At 33.9% G+C, this 16,426-nt stretch carries 16 protein-coding genes; 2 read left to right on the top strand and 14 right to left on the bottom strand.

The features are described 5' to 3' along the window. Positions 1 to 27 precede the first annotated feature (27 nt). The 5 genes from pitA to rpsU all read right to left on the bottom strand — a co-directional run bounded on the left by pitA (position 28) and on the right by rpsU (position 6,718). Positions 28 to 1,542 carry an inorganic phosphate transporter PitA gene (gene pitA, locus A9G34_RS00930; protein ID WP_034944316.1) on the bottom strand — a complete coding sequence of 505 codons (1,515 nt, stop codon included), beginning with the start codon at positions 1,540 to 1,542 and terminating at the stop codon, positions 28 to 30. 68 nt (positions 1,543 to 1,610) lie between these two features. After that, positions 1,611 to 2,582 (bottom strand): bile acid:sodium symporter family protein, encoded by a 972-nt coding sequence (locus tag A9G34_RS00925; protein ID WP_065568646.1) that lies wholly within the window; start codon positions 2,580 to 2,582, stop codon positions 1,611 to 1,613. 73 nt (positions 2,583 to 2,655) lie between these two features. After that, a complete protein-coding gene (rpoD, locus tag A9G34_RS00920; protein WP_034944320.1) occupies positions 2,656 to 4,497 on the bottom strand; it encodes an RNA polymerase sigma factor RpoD in 1,842 nt (613 codons plus the stop codon). An 80-nt stretch (positions 4,498 to 4,577) separates the two neighbouring features. Next, the gene (gene dnaG / locus A9G34_RS00915; protein ID WP_065568604.1) at positions 4,578 to 6,359 is read right to left on the bottom strand and encodes a DNA primase; all 1,782 of its coding nucleotides are present in this window, start codon (positions 6,357 to 6,359) and stop codon (positions 4,578 to 4,580) included. 143 nt (positions 6,360 to 6,502) lie between these two features. Continuing rightward, positions 6,503 to 6,718: a 30S ribosomal protein S21 gene (gene rpsU, locus A9G34_RS00910; RefSeq protein WP_034882800.1), complete on the bottom strand. Its 216-nt coding sequence runs from the start codon at positions 6,716 to 6,718 to the stop codon at positions 6,503 to 6,505. Positions 6,719 to 6,902: 184 nt separating this feature from the next. Here rpsU and hemB point away from each other — a divergent pair, with 184 nt between their 5' ends. Then, entirely contained in the window at positions 6,903 to 7,910 is a 1,008-nt protein-coding gene (gene hemB / locus A9G34_RS00905; protein ID WP_034944324.1) for a porphobilinogen synthase, read from the top strand. 396 nt (positions 7,911 to 8,306) lie between these two features. On the opposite strand, the gene nudC is transcribed toward hemB, so the two are convergent. The 6 genes from nudC to epmB all read right to left on the bottom strand — a co-directional run bounded on the left by nudC (position 8,307) and on the right by epmB (position 12,953). Beyond that, entirely contained in the window at positions 8,307 to 9,110 is an 804-nt protein-coding gene (gene nudC, locus A9G34_RS00900; protein WP_065568603.1) for an NAD(+) diphosphatase, read from the bottom strand. 61 nt (positions 9,111 to 9,171) lie between these two features. Then, positions 9,172 to 10,797 carry a membrane protein insertase YidC gene (gene yidC / locus A9G34_RS00895; RefSeq protein ID WP_034944342.1) on the bottom strand — a complete coding sequence of 542 codons (1,626 nt, stop codon included), beginning with the start codon at positions 10,795 to 10,797 and terminating at the stop codon, positions 9,172 to 9,174. Beyond that, positions 10,797 to 11,039 (bottom strand): membrane protein insertion efficiency factor YidD, encoded by a 243-nt coding sequence (yidD, locus tag A9G34_RS00890; protein WP_065568645.1) that lies wholly within the window; start codon positions 11,037 to 11,039, stop codon positions 10,797 to 10,799. The genes yidC and yidD overlap by 1 nt, the downstream gene beginning before the upstream one ends. 47 nt (positions 11,040 to 11,086) lie before the next feature. Further along, positions 11,087 to 11,443, bottom strand: a complete 357-nt coding sequence (gene rnpA / locus A9G34_RS00885) for a ribonuclease P protein component (protein WP_065568602.1) — start codon at positions 11,441 to 11,443, stop codon at positions 11,087 to 11,089. Positions 11,444 to 11,454: 11 nt separating this feature from the next. Beyond that, the gene (gene rpmH, locus A9G34_RS00880) at positions 11,455 to 11,595 is read right to left on the bottom strand and encodes a 50S ribosomal protein L34 (protein ID WP_034944344.1); all 141 of its coding nucleotides are present in this window, start codon (positions 11,593 to 11,595) and stop codon (positions 11,455 to 11,457) included. A gap of 332 nt (positions 11,596 to 11,927) precedes the next feature. After that, positions 11,928 to 12,953 (bottom strand): EF-P beta-lysylation protein EpmB, encoded by a 1,026-nt coding sequence (epmB, locus tag A9G34_RS00875; protein WP_034944345.1) that lies wholly within the window; start codon positions 12,951 to 12,953, stop codon positions 11,928 to 11,930. 33 nt (positions 12,954 to 12,986) lie between these two features. On the opposite strand from epmB, the gene efp reads away from it, so the two are divergent. Beyond that, positions 12,987 to 13,553 carry an elongation factor P gene (gene efp, locus A9G34_RS00870; protein WP_034944346.1) on the top strand — a complete coding sequence of 189 codons (567 nt, stop codon included), beginning with the start codon at positions 12,987 to 12,989 and terminating at the stop codon, positions 13,551 to 13,553. 193 nt (positions 13,554 to 13,746) lie between these two features. Here efp and trmL read toward each other — a convergent pair whose 3' ends face one another. Genes trmL through A9G34_RS00855 form a run of 3 tightly spaced genes read right to left on the bottom strand, consistent with a single transcriptional unit; the run spans position 13,747 to position 16,379 of the window. Then, the gene (gene trmL, locus A9G34_RS00865; protein ID WP_065568601.1) at positions 13,747 to 14,232 is read right to left on the bottom strand and encodes a tRNA (uridine(34)/cytosine(34)/5-carboxymethylaminomethyluridine(34)-2'-O)-methyltransferase TrmL; all 486 of its coding nucleotides are present in this window, start codon (positions 14,230 to 14,232) and stop codon (positions 13,747 to 13,749) included. Between the two features lie 19 nt (positions 14,233 to 14,251). After that, entirely contained in the window at positions 14,252 to 15,625 is a 1,374-nt protein-coding gene (gene cpxA, locus A9G34_RS00860; RefSeq protein WP_065568644.1) for an envelope stress sensor histidine kinase CpxA, read from the bottom strand. Between the two features lie 34 nt (positions 15,626 to 15,659). Next, on the bottom strand, positions 15,660 to 16,379 hold the full coding sequence (locus A9G34_RS00855; protein ID WP_034944350.1) for a response regulator: 720 nt from the start codon (positions 16,377 to 16,379) through the stop codon (positions 15,660 to 15,662). Between the last annotated feature and the right edge of the window lie 47 nt (positions 16,380 to 16,426).

The following is a 16,426-nucleotide window of genomic DNA, read 5'->3' as shown; positions in this document are numbered from 1 at the left end:
TTCAAAAGTGATATTATCTTTTTACTACTAAATCAATTTTTGAGCAAGCCAAAAAAGTGACCCAGATAACAAAATTGAAATTGGAAGTGTTAAAATCCAAGTTAATGCAATATTTTTAATAGTTTTACTTTGAACGCCACCACCATCAACAATCATTGTTCCGGCAACTGATGAAGAAAGTACTTGAGTTGTTGATACAGGCATACCAGTATAACTTGCAATCCCAATTGATAAAGCGGTAGTAATTTGTGCCGATACTCCCTGTGCATAAGTCATCCCTTTTTTACCAATTTTTTCACCAATAGTAATAGCTACACGACGCCATCCTATCATTGTTCCAATTGCTAGCGCTGAAGCTACCGAAATAATGATCCAAATCGGCGCATATTCAACAGTTTTAAGTAAATCGTTATTCAAAGATTTCAAATATTGTTTTTCCTCTGTTGTCACGTTAGCTTGTTTAGCTACATGCGAAACAGTATCCGATAAACATAATAATATGCGTCTAGCTTGTGAACGTTGTTCAACGGTGAGTGATTCATAATTATTCATTTTATTAAATAAATTATGAGCAATACTCAGTGTTATAAATGAATGTGAATAATCACAATGATACTTATTCAAATCGCCTTCTAGAATACTTGTATCTAATGCTGGTTGCTTACCTATTATTGTAGTTAGATCATCATTGTGAGTAATAAAATACTCTTGAATATTATCAATAGCATTACGAGTATTAGTAATATCATAGGTAGACGCATTCATATTAACAATAAAACCCGCAGGAGCGATGCCCATTAATACTAACATTAATAAACCAATACCTTTTTGACCATCATTAGCACCATGAGAAAAGCTCACACCTGCAGCTGAGATAATAAGCATTATCCTGATCCAAAAAGGTGGTTTTTTCTTACCATAAAGTTTCTCTCGCTGCTCTGGAGTCATGAAAATACGTTCTCTTTTTTTGCTACTTTTTTTACTTTGGCTTTTACGAGTCCAATACTTCCGCAATAGAAAGATCATCAAGCCTGCAATCACAAGACCTACAACAGGAGAAACAATCAAGGATAAAAAGATATGAATCATCTTAGGAATATTAAGTGCATCAATAATTGATGTATCCATAACCAATGCATTTGCAAGTGCTACTCCAATAATAGAACCAATTAATGTATGTGAGCTTGATGCAGGAATACCAACAAACCAAGTACCTAAATTCCAAATGATTGCTGCAAATAAAATAGAAAATACCATAGCAAGCCCATGAGCAGAGCTTACATTAAGTAATAAATCAGTTGGTAACAAATGCACAATGGCATAAGCCACACTAAGTCCACCAAGTAGTACGCCAAAAAAATTAAATACTCCGGCCATAAAAACTGCAAGTTGTTCTTTCAATGCCCTTGTATAAATAACAGTGGCAACAGCATTAGCAGTATCATGAAATCCATTAATAGCCTCATAAAAGAGTACAAAAAGTAAAGCTAAGACTAATAATATAATGGTTGAGAATTCTAAATCTGCAAATAGATGAAACATAATATATCTTTCTGTTGTTAATAGCGTTTCTATTATCCTTGAGAATAGTCTAATGAGCAAAACAATTTTTACATTTTTCGTTTAGCATAACGAGCAGCCAAAAAAGCACAAATCATTAATTGAATTTGATGAAAGATCATTAAAGGTAAGATCAAAATACCCATCATCGACATGGGGAAGATAACACTCGCCATTGGAATACCACTTGCTAAGCTCTTTTTTGAACCACAAAATACAATTGTAATCTCATCTTCTTTATTAAAATCAAAAAATCTTGCGCTATAAGTGGTAATAATTAAAACTATTACTAAAAGAATAATTGAGAAAAATATAATATTTAACAAAGATAAAAAACCAACTTGCGACCATATACCATTAACAACCGCATCACTAAAAGCGACATAAACCACTAATAAAATCGACAAACGATCTGTTTTAGAAATAATATTTTTATATTTATCTATCCATTTACCAATAAAACGTCTAGATAAATGCCCAGCAACAAAAGGCAACATTAATTTCAGCATAATAGAGATAATTGCATCAATTATGTTCATTGACGCCGAAGTTTGAGTGTGTATTAACAATCCTACTAAAATCGGGGTAATAAACACGCCCAATAATGTTGATGCTGAGGCACTGCAAATAGCAGCTGCCACATTACCTTTAGCTATTGAAGTAAATGCTATTGCTGATTGCACAGTTGCTGGTAAAACACAAAGATAAACAAACCCTAAATAAATATCATGTGATAAAAAAGTGGGCACTAGTAACTGCATCATCACGCCTAAAATAGGGAATATTACAAATGTAGTTGTAAATATTAACAGATGTAATCGCCAATTTTTTATACCAGAGACAATTGCTTGAAAAGAAAGTTTTGCACCATGCATAAAAAATAACAAGCCAATAGCAAAAGTGGTAAGGTATTCAAAAACTGTTTTAGCCTGTCCTTCACAAGGAAAAAAGCTAGCTGTAATCACAACACAAATTAGAATCAATAAGAATGAATCAATCTTAAAACGTTGAAATATATTCATCATTTTTAGTATCTTTGATTAACAAGAATAAAAAAATCGCCACAAAAGTGGCGATATACAAGGAAGATAAAATTTATTCTAAAAAGCTACGCAACACATCGGAACGGCTTGGATGACGCAATTTACGCAAAGCTTTAGCTTCAATTTGACGAATACGTTCACGTGTTACATCAAACTGTTTACCAACTTCCTCTAATGTATGATCGGTATTCATATCAATGCCGAATCGCATACGTAGTACTTTCGCTTCTCGAGGTGTTAAACCGGATAAAATATCACGAGTTGCATTACGTAAACTTTCTGATGTTGCTGCATCTAATGGTTGCTCAAGTGCTGTATCTTCAATAAAATCACCTAAATGTGAATCCTCATCATCCCCAACAGGTGTTTCCATTGAAATTGGTTCTTTAGCAATCTTAAGTACTTTTCGAATTTTGTCTTCTGGCATTTGCATACGTTCAGACAACTCTTCAGGCGTCGGTTCTCGACCAATTTCCTGTAGCATTTGACGCGAAATACGATTTAATTTATTAATCGTTTCAATCATATGTACTGGGATACGAATAGTTCTAGCTTGATCTGCGATTGAACGCGTAATAGCCTGTCTTATCCACCATGTTGCATAAGTTGAAAATTTATAGCCACGGCGATACTCAAACTTATCCACAGCTTTCATCAAACCAATATTACCTTCTTGGATAAGATCTAAGAATTGTAAGCCGCGATTAGTATATTTTTTCGCAATAGAGATAACTAAACGTAAATTTGCTTCAACCATCTCTTTTTTAGCTCGCCGAGCTTTCGCTTCACCGATTGACATACGCCTATTGATATCTTTAATCTGCTCAATAGAGAGATTCGTTTCTATTTCGATTTTCTGTAATAATGCAACTTGCTCTGCAACTTGATCTTCAAACTCTTTTAAGTTAGAAGCAAATGCACCTTTTGAGTTTGATGCTTTAGTATACCAGTTCATATTATTCTCATTACCCGTAAAATAAGTCATAAACTGTTTTTTTGGCATTTTGCATTGTTCAACACAGATCTTCATAATTACACGCTCATGTGCTCTTACTCGATCCATCATACTTCTCATATTATTAACTAGAATATCAAATTGTTTACCAACTAAACGAAATTGCTTGAAAATTTCTGATAGGTTTTCGATCTCTTTTTGTGCCTTTTTGTGGGCTCGTCCATACTTTTTAATAGCCTCAGACGTTTTATCATGTTGCTCTTTTAACTCAATAAACTTAGCCCTTGCTACTTCAGGATCAATGGACACATCATCATCTGCAGATGAATCACCGTCTTCATCTTCATTTTCATCATTACTATCATCAATATCAATCTCTGTTTCGCTTTCTTCTAAATTTTCGGGAAGCGTATCTGTAGAACTTTCTGCATTAGGATCAACAAAACCAGTAATGATATCAGATAAACGAATGTCTCCACTTTCAATTAAATTATACTGTTCTAAAAGATAAGTAATTGCTTCTGGATATTCTGATACCGAAATCTGAACTTGATTAATACCTTCTTCTATACGTTTTGCTATATCAATTTCGCCCTCTCGTGTTAATAGTTCAACAGCCCCCATCTCACGCATATACATACGTACAGGATCTGTTGTTCTACCTATTTCTGATTCAACATTAGACAGTACTAATGCTGTTGCTGCTTCAACAGCTTCCTCATCAGGGACATTATCTGAAAGTAATAGGTCATCAGAATCAGGGGCTTCTTCAAGAACTTGAATCCCCATATCATTAATCATTTGGATAATATCTTCAATCTGATCTGAATCAATAATCTCTTCAGGCAAGTGATCGTTAACATCAGCATAGGTTAAGTATCCTAGCTCCTTACCTCGAATGATCAGGAGTTTTAGCTGTGATTGAGAATTTTGCTCCATAAAAGGTGTCCACATTTAGTTATTCAGTCATGTATATTATATACACAAAACAAAAATGCTGTTCTGTATATAGCCTATATTTAGTCTTTTTTTGATAAAACAAGTATTAGTGTCGCTAGTTCTTTTTTCTCTGCGGTACTTAAGCCAGAGACTCTCTCTTTTGCGATCAGTTCATCTTGCCTTTGGGCGAGTATATTATCATATAACTCTTTTAATGTATGAGAAAAAAATGACTCTATTTGGTTGTCTTGATAATGATACTCCCATGTTGCTAAACGCTTTAATTGTTTATAGAATGGTTTATCTACACACTCAGTTAATATCTGTGCTGTTGTTATATTTGGGTAATGTTGGCATAATTCAAGTAATTCAATCAAAATTTCAATACCTGCCATCTTCACTTTACGTAAAACATTAATATCAGATACTTGCTTTGCAAGATTAGGGTATTGAAGCAACAAGCCAATTAAAATGCGCATAGTAGTTAATTTCATTTGTGAAACATGCACTTTTTCAACTGTTTTTTCATTACTACTAAAACGGCTTTCACGTAATAAAAGTTGAAGTTGAGATACGTCTAACAACCCTAAATAACTACCTAACTGCTGTAATAAATTTAATCGAAATGCTTTTGCTTTAACTTGATCAAGAAGTGGTAAAGCTAATGAACTCAATTTGGCTTTACCTTCTGCCGTTTTTAAATCAACTTTTTTTAAAAGTTCATCAAATAAAAACTTTGATAAATTTGGGGCCGCTTTTAAATAAGCTTCAAATCCCTCTTTACCAATTTTTCGAACCAAACTATCTGGATCTTCGTCTTGTGGTAAAAAAGCAAAGGTGATTTCTTTTCCGTCAATTAAAGAAGGTAATAATACATTTAGAGCCCTCCAAGCAGCACTTCGTCCTGCATTATCACCATCATAACAAAATATAACTGAATCGGTAGCCCTAAATAAAAGCTTAATATGCTCTTCAGACGTCGAGGTACCCAAAGCAGCAACTGCATAATCAATGCCATATTGCGCAAGAGAAACAACATCCATATAGCCTTCAACAACAACTAATTGCTCAGGATTACGATTAACTTCTTGAGCCTCATAAAGTCCATATAATTGAAAACCTTTGTGAAAGATGGGTGTTTCTGGTGAATTAATATATTTCGCAGAATCGTTTATAATTGTTCGCCCACCAAATGCAATAACATTACCCTGCCTATCACGAATAGGAAACATAATTCGCCCACGAAAACGATCATATTGATTCCCTTTATCATTGGTTACCAGCATACCTGCTTGATCATAAAGCGCCGCTTCTGTTTTAGTTTTGACAACATTTTGTGATGTCAATCTCCACTCGTTAGGTGCAAAACCAATTTTATATCGTGCAATGATTTCTTTATTAAGGCCTCTTTGTTCAAGATATTGATTAGCCTCTTTTGATGTTGGTAATGATAACTGACTTTGATAAAAATTAGTTATTTTTGCCATTAACGTATACAAATCGCGACGAACATTACGAGATTCAATATGTTTGGATTGATCTATTTGATTTTGTTCGTTATCGACATAAGGGACTCTAATCCCTTGCATACTGGCTAATTCTTCAATGGCTTCTGGAAAAGATAACCGTTCATATTGCATTAAAAAAGTTACAACGGAACCGGATGCACCACATCCAAAACAATGATAGATCTGTTTTTTCTCACTAAGTGAGAAAGAAGCTGTTTTTTCATCATGAAACGGACAACAACCAAAATAGTTATTCCCCTTTTTTTTCATTTTTACGCGTTTGCTGATAACATCAAGAATGCTAGTTCGAGCTATCAATTCCAAAATAAAATCGCGAGGAATTTGGCCTTTCATGATAAAATTTCAACCAATATTGGCATTTTAGAAAGACAACAAGCCGTATCTAATATACAGCTTGTTAGAATTCTTTATATTAAAAAATAACAAATTGATTTAAATATCAATTTAAATTTGATATATAAATAATCGCAAAAATATTAGTATAAACGAGTGCGACGAGCGTTTTCTCTTTCTAACTTTTTAGCATGGCGTTTAACTGCCGCTGCTTTAGCACGTTTACGAATTGTTGTTGGCTTTTCGTAAAACTCACGGTTACGAACTTCAGCTAGAACTCCTGCTTTTTCGCAAGAACGTTTAAAACGACGTAACGCTACATCAAAAGGTTCATTTTCACGTACTTTAATTACTGGCATGTGCCTCTCACCTCAAATTGGTTAATATCACAAAGGACTAAAAATTAGTTCGCAATTCTACCTCTAATTAATATACGTTGTAAAGTAAAAAATCGAATTATTGTAATACAGCAAATTAATTTGCTAAACATCATTTAGCAATAGATAATTACCCATAATTTAATAAAAATAAGCAGGAGCTTTTATGTCACTTTTTATTGCTGGTCAATATCCCAAACGTCGTTTACGCCGTAGTCGCGCACAAGATTTTACTCGCCGCTTAGTTACTGAAAATATTTTGACCGTTAATGACCTTATTTATCCAGTTTTTATCATTGAAGGCACCAACATCCTTCAATCAATCCCTTCCATGCCGCAAGTCAATAGAATGAGTATTGATGTATTATTGAAGGAAGCTGAACAAGTTGCTAAATTGGGGATTCCGGTTCTTTCAATATTTCCAGCTATAGAATCAGACAAAAAAACACTCCTCGGTAAAGAGGCTTACAATGAAAACGGCCTCGTTCCTAGAGCTATACGTGCATTAAAAAAAGAAATTCCTGAAATTGGCATATTATCTGATGTCGCACTTGATCCTTATACCACTCATGGTCAAGATGGTATCATTGATAACAATGGTTATGTTGAAAATGATATATCTGTTAACGCATTGGTCAAACAAGCTTTGATGCAAGCTCATGCCGGTGTTGATATTATAGCTCCGAGTGATATGATGGATGGACGTATTGGTGCGATTCGCGATGAACTTGAAGCACAAGGATTTTATAATACCCAAATTATGTCTTATTCTGCTAAGTATGCCTCAAGTTTTTATGGTCCATTCCGTGATGCAGTTGGTTCAGCAAAAAATATTGGAAATGGCAATAAAAAAACTTACCAACTTGATCCTGCAAACAGTAACGAAGCTTTACAAGAAATTTATCAAGATATTACTGAAGGCGCTGATATGGTAATGGTTAAACCAGGAATGCCTTATCTAGACATAGTACGTAGGGTAAAAGAGACATTTGCTGTACCAACCTTTGCTTATCAGGTCTCTGGAGAATATGCAATGTTAACATCTGCAATACAAAATGGTTGGTTAGACGAAGAATCGGCAATTATGGAATCACTACTTTGTTTCAAGCGAGCAGGTGCCGACGGAATCTTAACCTATTTTGCAAAACAAGTAGCTCAATGGCTAAATAACTAATAATCAAGATGAGAATATAAATAAAATCGACATACTCACATAAATGTCGTTTTTATTTATTAGCTTTTGATTGATAAACAAATGAGTTAATAAAAATGTTAAGTTAACATTGCCCCTAATTCGCAAAATTAATTCCCTCCAAATACGTATTATTTCCCCTTCATAATAATTTATAAAAAAAATAATCTTCAAATTAAAAAAGGTTAATGCTTATGATAATACAATTGGACGCTAGTAATCTGCTTGATGTGAGATGATTAAAAAAACAAAATTTCCAAACGCGGGTTGTTTGATGTAAACGTTATTAATAATATGCATAAATTAAATATAAAACGTTTCACTATCATAAATAAGCATAAAATATCTAACAGCTGACAATAACGCTAACAAATATAATTAATCACCGCCAAACTCGTCATATTCTCGGCAAAGTATAATCGTATCCTCAATCAGACGCCGAGCTATAGTACCATAATGAGGAATTTTAGGTAACGCTGTGTAATGATACCAATTGGCTTCAATTAATTCGACTGGATCTACTTCAATTTCACCACTATCATAATCTGCCAAATAAGCCATCATTAGAGAATTAGGAAATGGCCAAGGTTGTGAGCCAATATAACGAATATTTTTAATTTTAATTTTTGATTCTTCAAAGACTTCTCGTTCAACAGCGGCTTCCACTGTTTCACCGACCTCGATAAAACCAGCTAAAACGGTGTATAAGTTTTCTTTATTGTGTTTGACATGCTTTGCCAATAAAATTTTATTTTTATGCCGAATCGACACAATAATTGACGGCGATATCTGTGGATAATAACGTTGATGACAGTTATCACACAAACAACACCATTCCGTCTTGCTAAGATGCATTTTTTTACCACAGTAACCGCAAAATTTATGCGATCGATAAAACTCTGATAATTGTATAGCCCTCCCTGCCATATTAAACAATGATTGATCTGCACCATCAAGCAATGGACGTATGGAACACATTTCGTTTTCCATTTCTCGGCAAATCAACCAAGCAGTTTGCCCATTCCATTCGCCTATTGGTTGAGCAAGTTGATCAGCAAAACCAAATTCACTAGCAAATCCAACTGGAACCTCACCATTAGGTAACCATAATCGTCCGTTTTGGCTAACAAACCAATAGCCTTTTTCATTGCCACTTAAATTAAATTGTTGTTGTAAATTCATATTTATTAAAACCCAATAGAAAAAACAAAAGGAGGTTTTTTACTCCTCCTTTTTAATAAAATTATTTCTTTTTCTTCTCATGAAGCCCTTTTTTTTCAAGCTCCCAGTAAATAATACGTTGCTGGGCAATTGTGAATAAGTTACTTACAATATAGTATAAAACTAATCCTGAAGGGAACCATAAAAAGAATACAGTGAAAATTAATGGCATATAAGTCATTAATTTCTGTTGCAACGGATCAGTAACAGGGGTCGGTGACATCTTCTGAATTAAGAACATGGTACCACCCATTAATAAAGGTAAAATATAATAAGGATCTTGTGCTGATAAGTCATGAATCCAAAGAGCAAATGGCGCATGACGTAATTCAACTGTATTCCCTAGCATATAGAATAATGATAAGAAAATTGGCATTTGAATAAGTAGTGGTAAACAACCGCCTAATGGATTCACTTTTTCTTGCTTATAAAGCGCCATGGTTTCCATACTCATTTTTTGTCTATCATCACCATAACGCTCTTTTAAGGCTTGCAAACGAGGTTGCAATATCTTCATTTTAGCCATTGAACGATATTGAGCACGTGTTAAAGGAAATAAAATACCACGAACAATAAATGTGATAACAATAATTGCAAAGCCCCAGTTACCTATAAAACTATGGATAAATTTCAATAAATAAAATAGTGGTTGAGATAAGAACCATAGCCATCCATAATCAACTATCAAATCAAGATGATTAGCCGTTTCTTTTAATTGGCTTTGAATTTCTGGTCCTAACCATAATTTTGCGCCAATAGTTTGTGTACTACCAGCAGGAATAACAGTTGACTCACCTTTAAAACCGATTGTTGCTTGCGAATTTTTAGCGGTCGCTCGAGAATAAAATAAATTATCTTGATTCTGTGCAGGAACCCATGCTGAAGCAAAATAGTGTTGCAACATTGCAATCCAACCAGTTTGGGTATTAACTGATAAAGCTTTATCCTTAATATCATCAAAACTATATTTACTATAATTTGTACTAGAACTTGAATAAGCTGTACCACGGAAGGCGCTCAATCCTAATCCGCCTCCTCCTTCTGTCACTGCATCATGAGGTAATTCAATTGTCTGTTTTAATTGCCCATACATAGACACTTCAACGGGAACTTGTCTTTGATTATTAATTGTATACTGAACATCAATTGCATAACTACCACGATGTAGCACGTAATATTTAGTATAATCTACGCCATTAACTTGATAGGTTAATGGTACCCGTAATTCATCTTGTCCATCAGCTAACACATACTCTGTCTGCTGAGCTTGATATACTGGACGTTTTGCACCTTGAATGGCATTATCTGGACCATCTTTTCCAGTTAATCCACTTTCCGCAATATATACAAAATCAGGTCGAGAAGTCAAAAGTTGGAAAGGCGTACCAGAGTGAAGTATTTGCTCATATTTCAACAATTGAGCAGCCTGTACATCACCCCCATAGGTATTAATGATCAGTGATAATACATCCGATTTTACAGTAATTGTTTTACCAAGAGCCTCACCATTAGGTGTATCATCTTCATTCACTTGTGATAATTGGTTCGCCATTGGCACTTTAGGGGCATGGTCTTCTTCCCACGCTTTCCAAATAAAAAATGATAAAAAAAGTAAAGCAATAACTAAAATATTACGTTGAGATGCCATTAGTGTTTTTCTCTTTTGTTTTTAGTATTAGGAGGAACAGGATCTTCTCCTCCTTCATGTAAAGGGTGACATTTTAATACACGTTTGACCGTTAGCCAACCTCCTTTTATTAACCCAAAGCGTCTTAGTGCAATTATTGAATATTGGGAACAACTCGGAGTAAAACGACATTTTGGACCAAATAAGGGGCTAATAACACGTTGGTAAGCTCGAACAAAAAAAATAAAAATATTAACTATCAATGCATTAAACGCAAAAACATGCTGTTTGATAATCAATATAATTTTATTTAAACTCCGTGTTTGGCGATGATTCGTTGGCATAACTTATCTAATGTTACAACTAGTTGTTGATTTTCTAAGTTTATAACCGGTGCTTTAGCCATCAAAATAAAATCAATACTGGGTAATTGATGTTGTCGATGTCGAAAATATTCTTTTGCCAGGCGTTTGATACGATTACGTTCATGTGCTCGCTTAACCTGTTTTTTAGCTATAGCAAAACCCAAACGGGGATACGTCAAATTATTTTTACGAGCAACCAAGGTAAGAAAAGGAGACCCAGCGCGAATGGGATCTTCAAAGACACGATTAAAATCAAAGGGAGTCAACAATCGCAACTCCCGAGGAAAAGTGAGTTTAATCACTCAACTTTAAATCAGCTAGCAACAGTCAAACGAGCACGGCCTTTAGCACGGCGGCGAGCAAGAACCTGACGACCGTTTTTAGTAGCCATACGAGCGCGAAAACCGTGAGTTCTATTACGTTTTAATACTGATGGTTGAAATGTGCGTTTCATGACGATTTATATCCAAATCTAATTTATCAACAAGTTGCAGAGTATAGACTCCACAGCATTAATTAAAGAGGTCAGAATTATAGAAGCTATTTTATTTTTCGTCAATCAGATTTTATGCATGAAATGATGAGAAAATATTTTAAAACTCAACTATGGCACAATAAAATAAAAAACATAATACATCGCCTATCAAAAGCAAATAAAAGTATCATGTTAGGGCATTAAAATTACAAATCATCAATGACAGATAATGACAATTTTACAAATATTGAAATTATATTCTGAACAAAACGTAGCAACACAATTAATAACCATAAAAAGCTATCATCAAATTAATCACAGAATCCTAACACACGCTTACTCTTTTCCCCACCAATTTCACGTGCTAATTTGGGTACTAAATAACCAGAAACTTGCTCGGATAGTTGTTTCATTATCTGTCTAGCCTTTCGATCATCTATCATAAAATGAGCAGCTCCTTGTACTTTATCCAATAAATGTATGTAATAAGGCAAAATACCAACATTAAACAATTTATTACTCAAATTAGCTAATGTATCAGCACTATCATTAATATTTTTTAATAAAACGCTTTGATTGAGCACGGTAACATTATGTTGTTTTAATAATGAAACAGCCTTAGCAATAGTATCATCAATTTCATTTGGGTGATTAATATGCGTAACAACTAAAATTTGTAATCGACTTTTTGCAAACAATTGGCATAGTTTACATGTAATACGTGATGGTATAACAACAGCTAAACGAGTATGAATACGTAACCGTTTAATGTGGGGAATCTTTTCTAATGCTGTTATTAAAAAAGCGATTTCATCATCTTTTGCCATTAAGGGATCCCCTCCTGAAAGGATAATTTCATTAAGTTCCGAGTGATTGGCAATGTATTCAAGCGCAGCATTAAGATTTTTCTTATTCCCTTGATTTTCATGATAAGGGAAATGCCTTCTAAAACAATAACGACAATTAATCGCACAAGCTGTTTTTGTTATTAGTAAGGCTCGATTATGATATTTGTGTAGTAATCCAGGAATAGCATTATCCTGCTCATGCAAAGGATCATTACTATAGCCGTTAACATAAATCATTTCATGATCATGACAAAGGACTTGCAATAAAAGGGGATCATTATAATCCTTCTTCTTCATTCGCTGTATAAAGGTCATGGGAACACGCAGTGGAAATTGTTTTTTCGCCTGTAACATCGAAATAGTTATTGAACTAGGATCTAGCTCTAAATAAGAGTACAGTTTATTAATATCGGTTACAACATTTGCAAGATCAAAAATCCAGTCATCTTTATTTGGTAGTTCTACTTTTTGCTGTATAATGTGGCTCATTTTTTGTAATCCAGAATGATAATTGGAGCTTTTATGGCATCTTATAGTACTAATGAGTTTAAAGCCGGCCTTAAAATAATGCAAGATGGCGAGCCATGTGTAATTGTTGAAAATGAATTTTATAAACCTGGTAAAGGGCAAGCTATTAACCGTGTGAAAATTAAAAAATTACTTTCAGGTAAAACAGTTGATAAAACTTTTAAATCAGGGGAATCAGTTGAAGCCGCTGATGTTGTCGATATGAATTTAACTTATCTATATACAGACGGCGAATTTTGGCACTTCATGAATAATGAGACGTTTGAACAACTTTCTGCTGATACTAAAGCTGTTGGCGACAATGCTAAATGGTTAGTCGATCAAGCTGAATGTATTTTAACACTTTGGAATGGTCAACCGATTGCAGTTACGCCACCAAACTTTGTTGAGCTCGAAGTGATTGAAACTGATCCAGGTTTAAAAGGTGATACTGCCGGAACAGGTGGTAAACCAGCAACTTTATCAACTGGGGCGGTAGTTCGTGTACCATTATTTATACAAATTGGTGAAATACTTAAAGTTGATACGCGTTCAGGTGAATATGTTTCGCGAGTTAAATAAACATTAGTTAATATAATTATTTCTATACTTGAATGATATAGAAATAAAAAGAGAGGATAATATAACCTCTCTTTTTATTTAAAGATTGAAGATAATCTTTAATTTAAACTCATAAATTAATCAGCTGAGCTTATTATCATCAGAAACAAATAAACAATTAGTTACAAAAATTTTATAACTTCATAATTCTAAATCACTTTGCACCAAAATAATCTAATTGTCGCCATGATTCATAAACCACAACTGCAACTGAATTAGATAAATTCATACTGCGACTGCTCGCTAACATCGGGATACGAATTTTTTTATCTTGCGGTAAAATATCAAGAATTGATGCAGGTAAGCCTCGGGTTTCGGGTCCAAACATCAAAAAATCATTTTCTTTATATTTTACATCGCTATGTGACTTTTGCCCTTTAGTTGTTAAAGCATAAACTTGCGTAACTAAATTAATTTGATTCGAGTTTAAAAAATGATTGAGATTTTTATAACGTTTAACATTGACGAACTCTTGATAATCAAGTCCTGCTCGCCTTAGTTTTTTATCATCCCAGAAAAAACCCATTGGCTCAATAATATGTAGATTAAAACCAGTATTAGCACAAAGGCGAATAATATTACCGGTATTTGCTGGGATCTCAGGTTCAAATAAAACGATATTTAACGCAGCATTTGACACAATTATATCTCTTTAAAAGTTAATATTTATGAATTGGCAATACTATCACAATTCTAAGTCCACCAAGATGACTTTTCTCAGCTTTAACCGTACCATTATCACGAGTGATCGCATTAGATACAATGGCTAGCCCTAAGCCTGTTCCTCCTGTTTCGCGATCTCGAGCCTCACTTGTACGGTAAAAAGGTCGAAAAATTTGCTCTAACTCATTATCAGCAACCCCTACACCATCATCATCAATAGTGATAGTAATGTGTTGTTGCTGAGCAACAAAATTCAACACAATTTCATGATTTGAATAGCGAAAGGCATTACGTATAACATTTTCAAGAGCACTGCATAAAGCGACAGGATAACATAAAATAGTATGATTTGTTGGTGGATTAATAACCAAGAATTTTTTACCAATTTGTTCCGCTTCGAAAGAGGCATTTTCAAGTACTTGTCTAAATAACACATTCATTGTGTTAAATTCACGAATTTCATTATTGTCATATTGTTGTCTTGCTAAAGACAACAAATCGCCAATCATCGCATCAAGTTTTAATGCTTCATTATTAATACGGGAAACTTCATTGCTTTCTCCTTGCTTACGACGCAATAAAGATGCAGCTAATTGTAAGCGAGTTAAGGGTGTACGTAATTCATGAGAAATATCAGAAAATAAATGTTGCTGTAACTCCTGCATCCTTTTAAGCTCTCTTAACATATGATTAAAACTTGCACCTGTAGCTTTATACTCAGTAGATCCTATTTTTTCAAGTTCTGGCCACTCTCGTAAATTTCCTTTTGCAACTTGATCAGCAGCCTGCTTTAAGCCACGAGCAGGTTTTGCAATACTCCAAGACAGCCAAAGTAAAAAAGGCGAGCTTGCTAACATAGTTAAAATTAATAGCAAGAAAGGATGATCAAAAATTAAATTAACAAATTGAGATTGGATATCTGAAGCAGGCTGCAATACGTATAATTGGTAATTAGCACCCGCATAATTAATTAGGAATGGACCTATAACCTCTTGTGAATCATAGATTTTCTTAGCTGGATCATCAACATTATGTGACTTTTCACTAAAGTTCCTAATACGATCTATATTTTTAGTATCAGCGGTAATAATTTGTCCATTTGGTGTAACAATAAATAAAAACTGACCTGGTTTTTGGTGGTTATCCATCAAAACAATAAAACGCATCCACCAACGAAAACTATTTTTCGGTATATTAGTTAGCTCTTTTTCGAGCTGATTAGCAAGCATATTGCCAATCTCTTTCTCTTTATTTGCCAAATAAGTTAAATTTCGAGAATCGAGATTTGGCAATAGCGTAATCAGCATCAAAAAAAAAGCTATAGTAAGAAAGAAAATAGTGAAAATTCTGATAGTTAACCGATCAAAAATCCACATAATTTCCTTCCTTATTTAAAATAATATCCTAATTATGTAAAAGCTCATCACTTTGGTCTACAACAAAAAGGTAGCCTTTAGAGCGTAAAGTTTTAATCCACGGCAAACCATCACTACGTGGAGGAAGCTTTTTACGCAAATTAGATACATGAACATCAATTGAACGAGCTAATGGAATAAACTCTTTACCTAAAACTGTTTCGCTCAAGGTATCTCGAGAAATTATCTTCCCTGCATTTTCAAGTAATTTTAACAATATTTGAAATTCAGTTCCGGTTAATTCAATATACTTATCATCGAAAGAAACAGATTGTTGTTTACGATTAACAGTAAGTTTATCAATAGTATATTGAATAGATTTTTCCCCAAAGCCTCCGACTAAATTATCCCAGCGCTTTCGACGTAAAAGAGCGTTGATTCTGGCAACAAGTTCCCTGTCATTAAATGGTTTTAAAATATAATCATCTGCACCAAGCTCTAGCCCAATAATCTTATCAAATTCATTATCTTTAGCGGTTAAAAAAATAACAGGTACAGTGTATTTATTTCTAAGCTGAGATAACACACTGAGCCCATTCATTTCAGGCATCATAATATCAAGTAAAATAAGATCAATAGTACTGTCAAACTTTTCTAAAGCTTGCACTCCATTGTTTGCTGTTACAACTTCAAATCCTTCTATTTCTAATAATTCACATAATAACGAGGCTATTTCTGGATCATCATCAACTACAAGTAATTTGTTCATTACAACCCTCTTAATCCTATTAATTCATTACATTATTTTATTATTTA

Origin of the sequence: Gilliamella sp. Choc4-2 (assembly GCF_001690355.1) — a bacterium.
Classification (GTDB): Bacteria; Pseudomonadota; Gammaproteobacteria; order Enterobacterales; family Orbaceae; genus Gilliamella; species Gilliamella apicola_A.
Note: the sequence above shows the minus strand (reverse complement) of the source record. Positions and strands in the feature narration are given on the sequence as shown.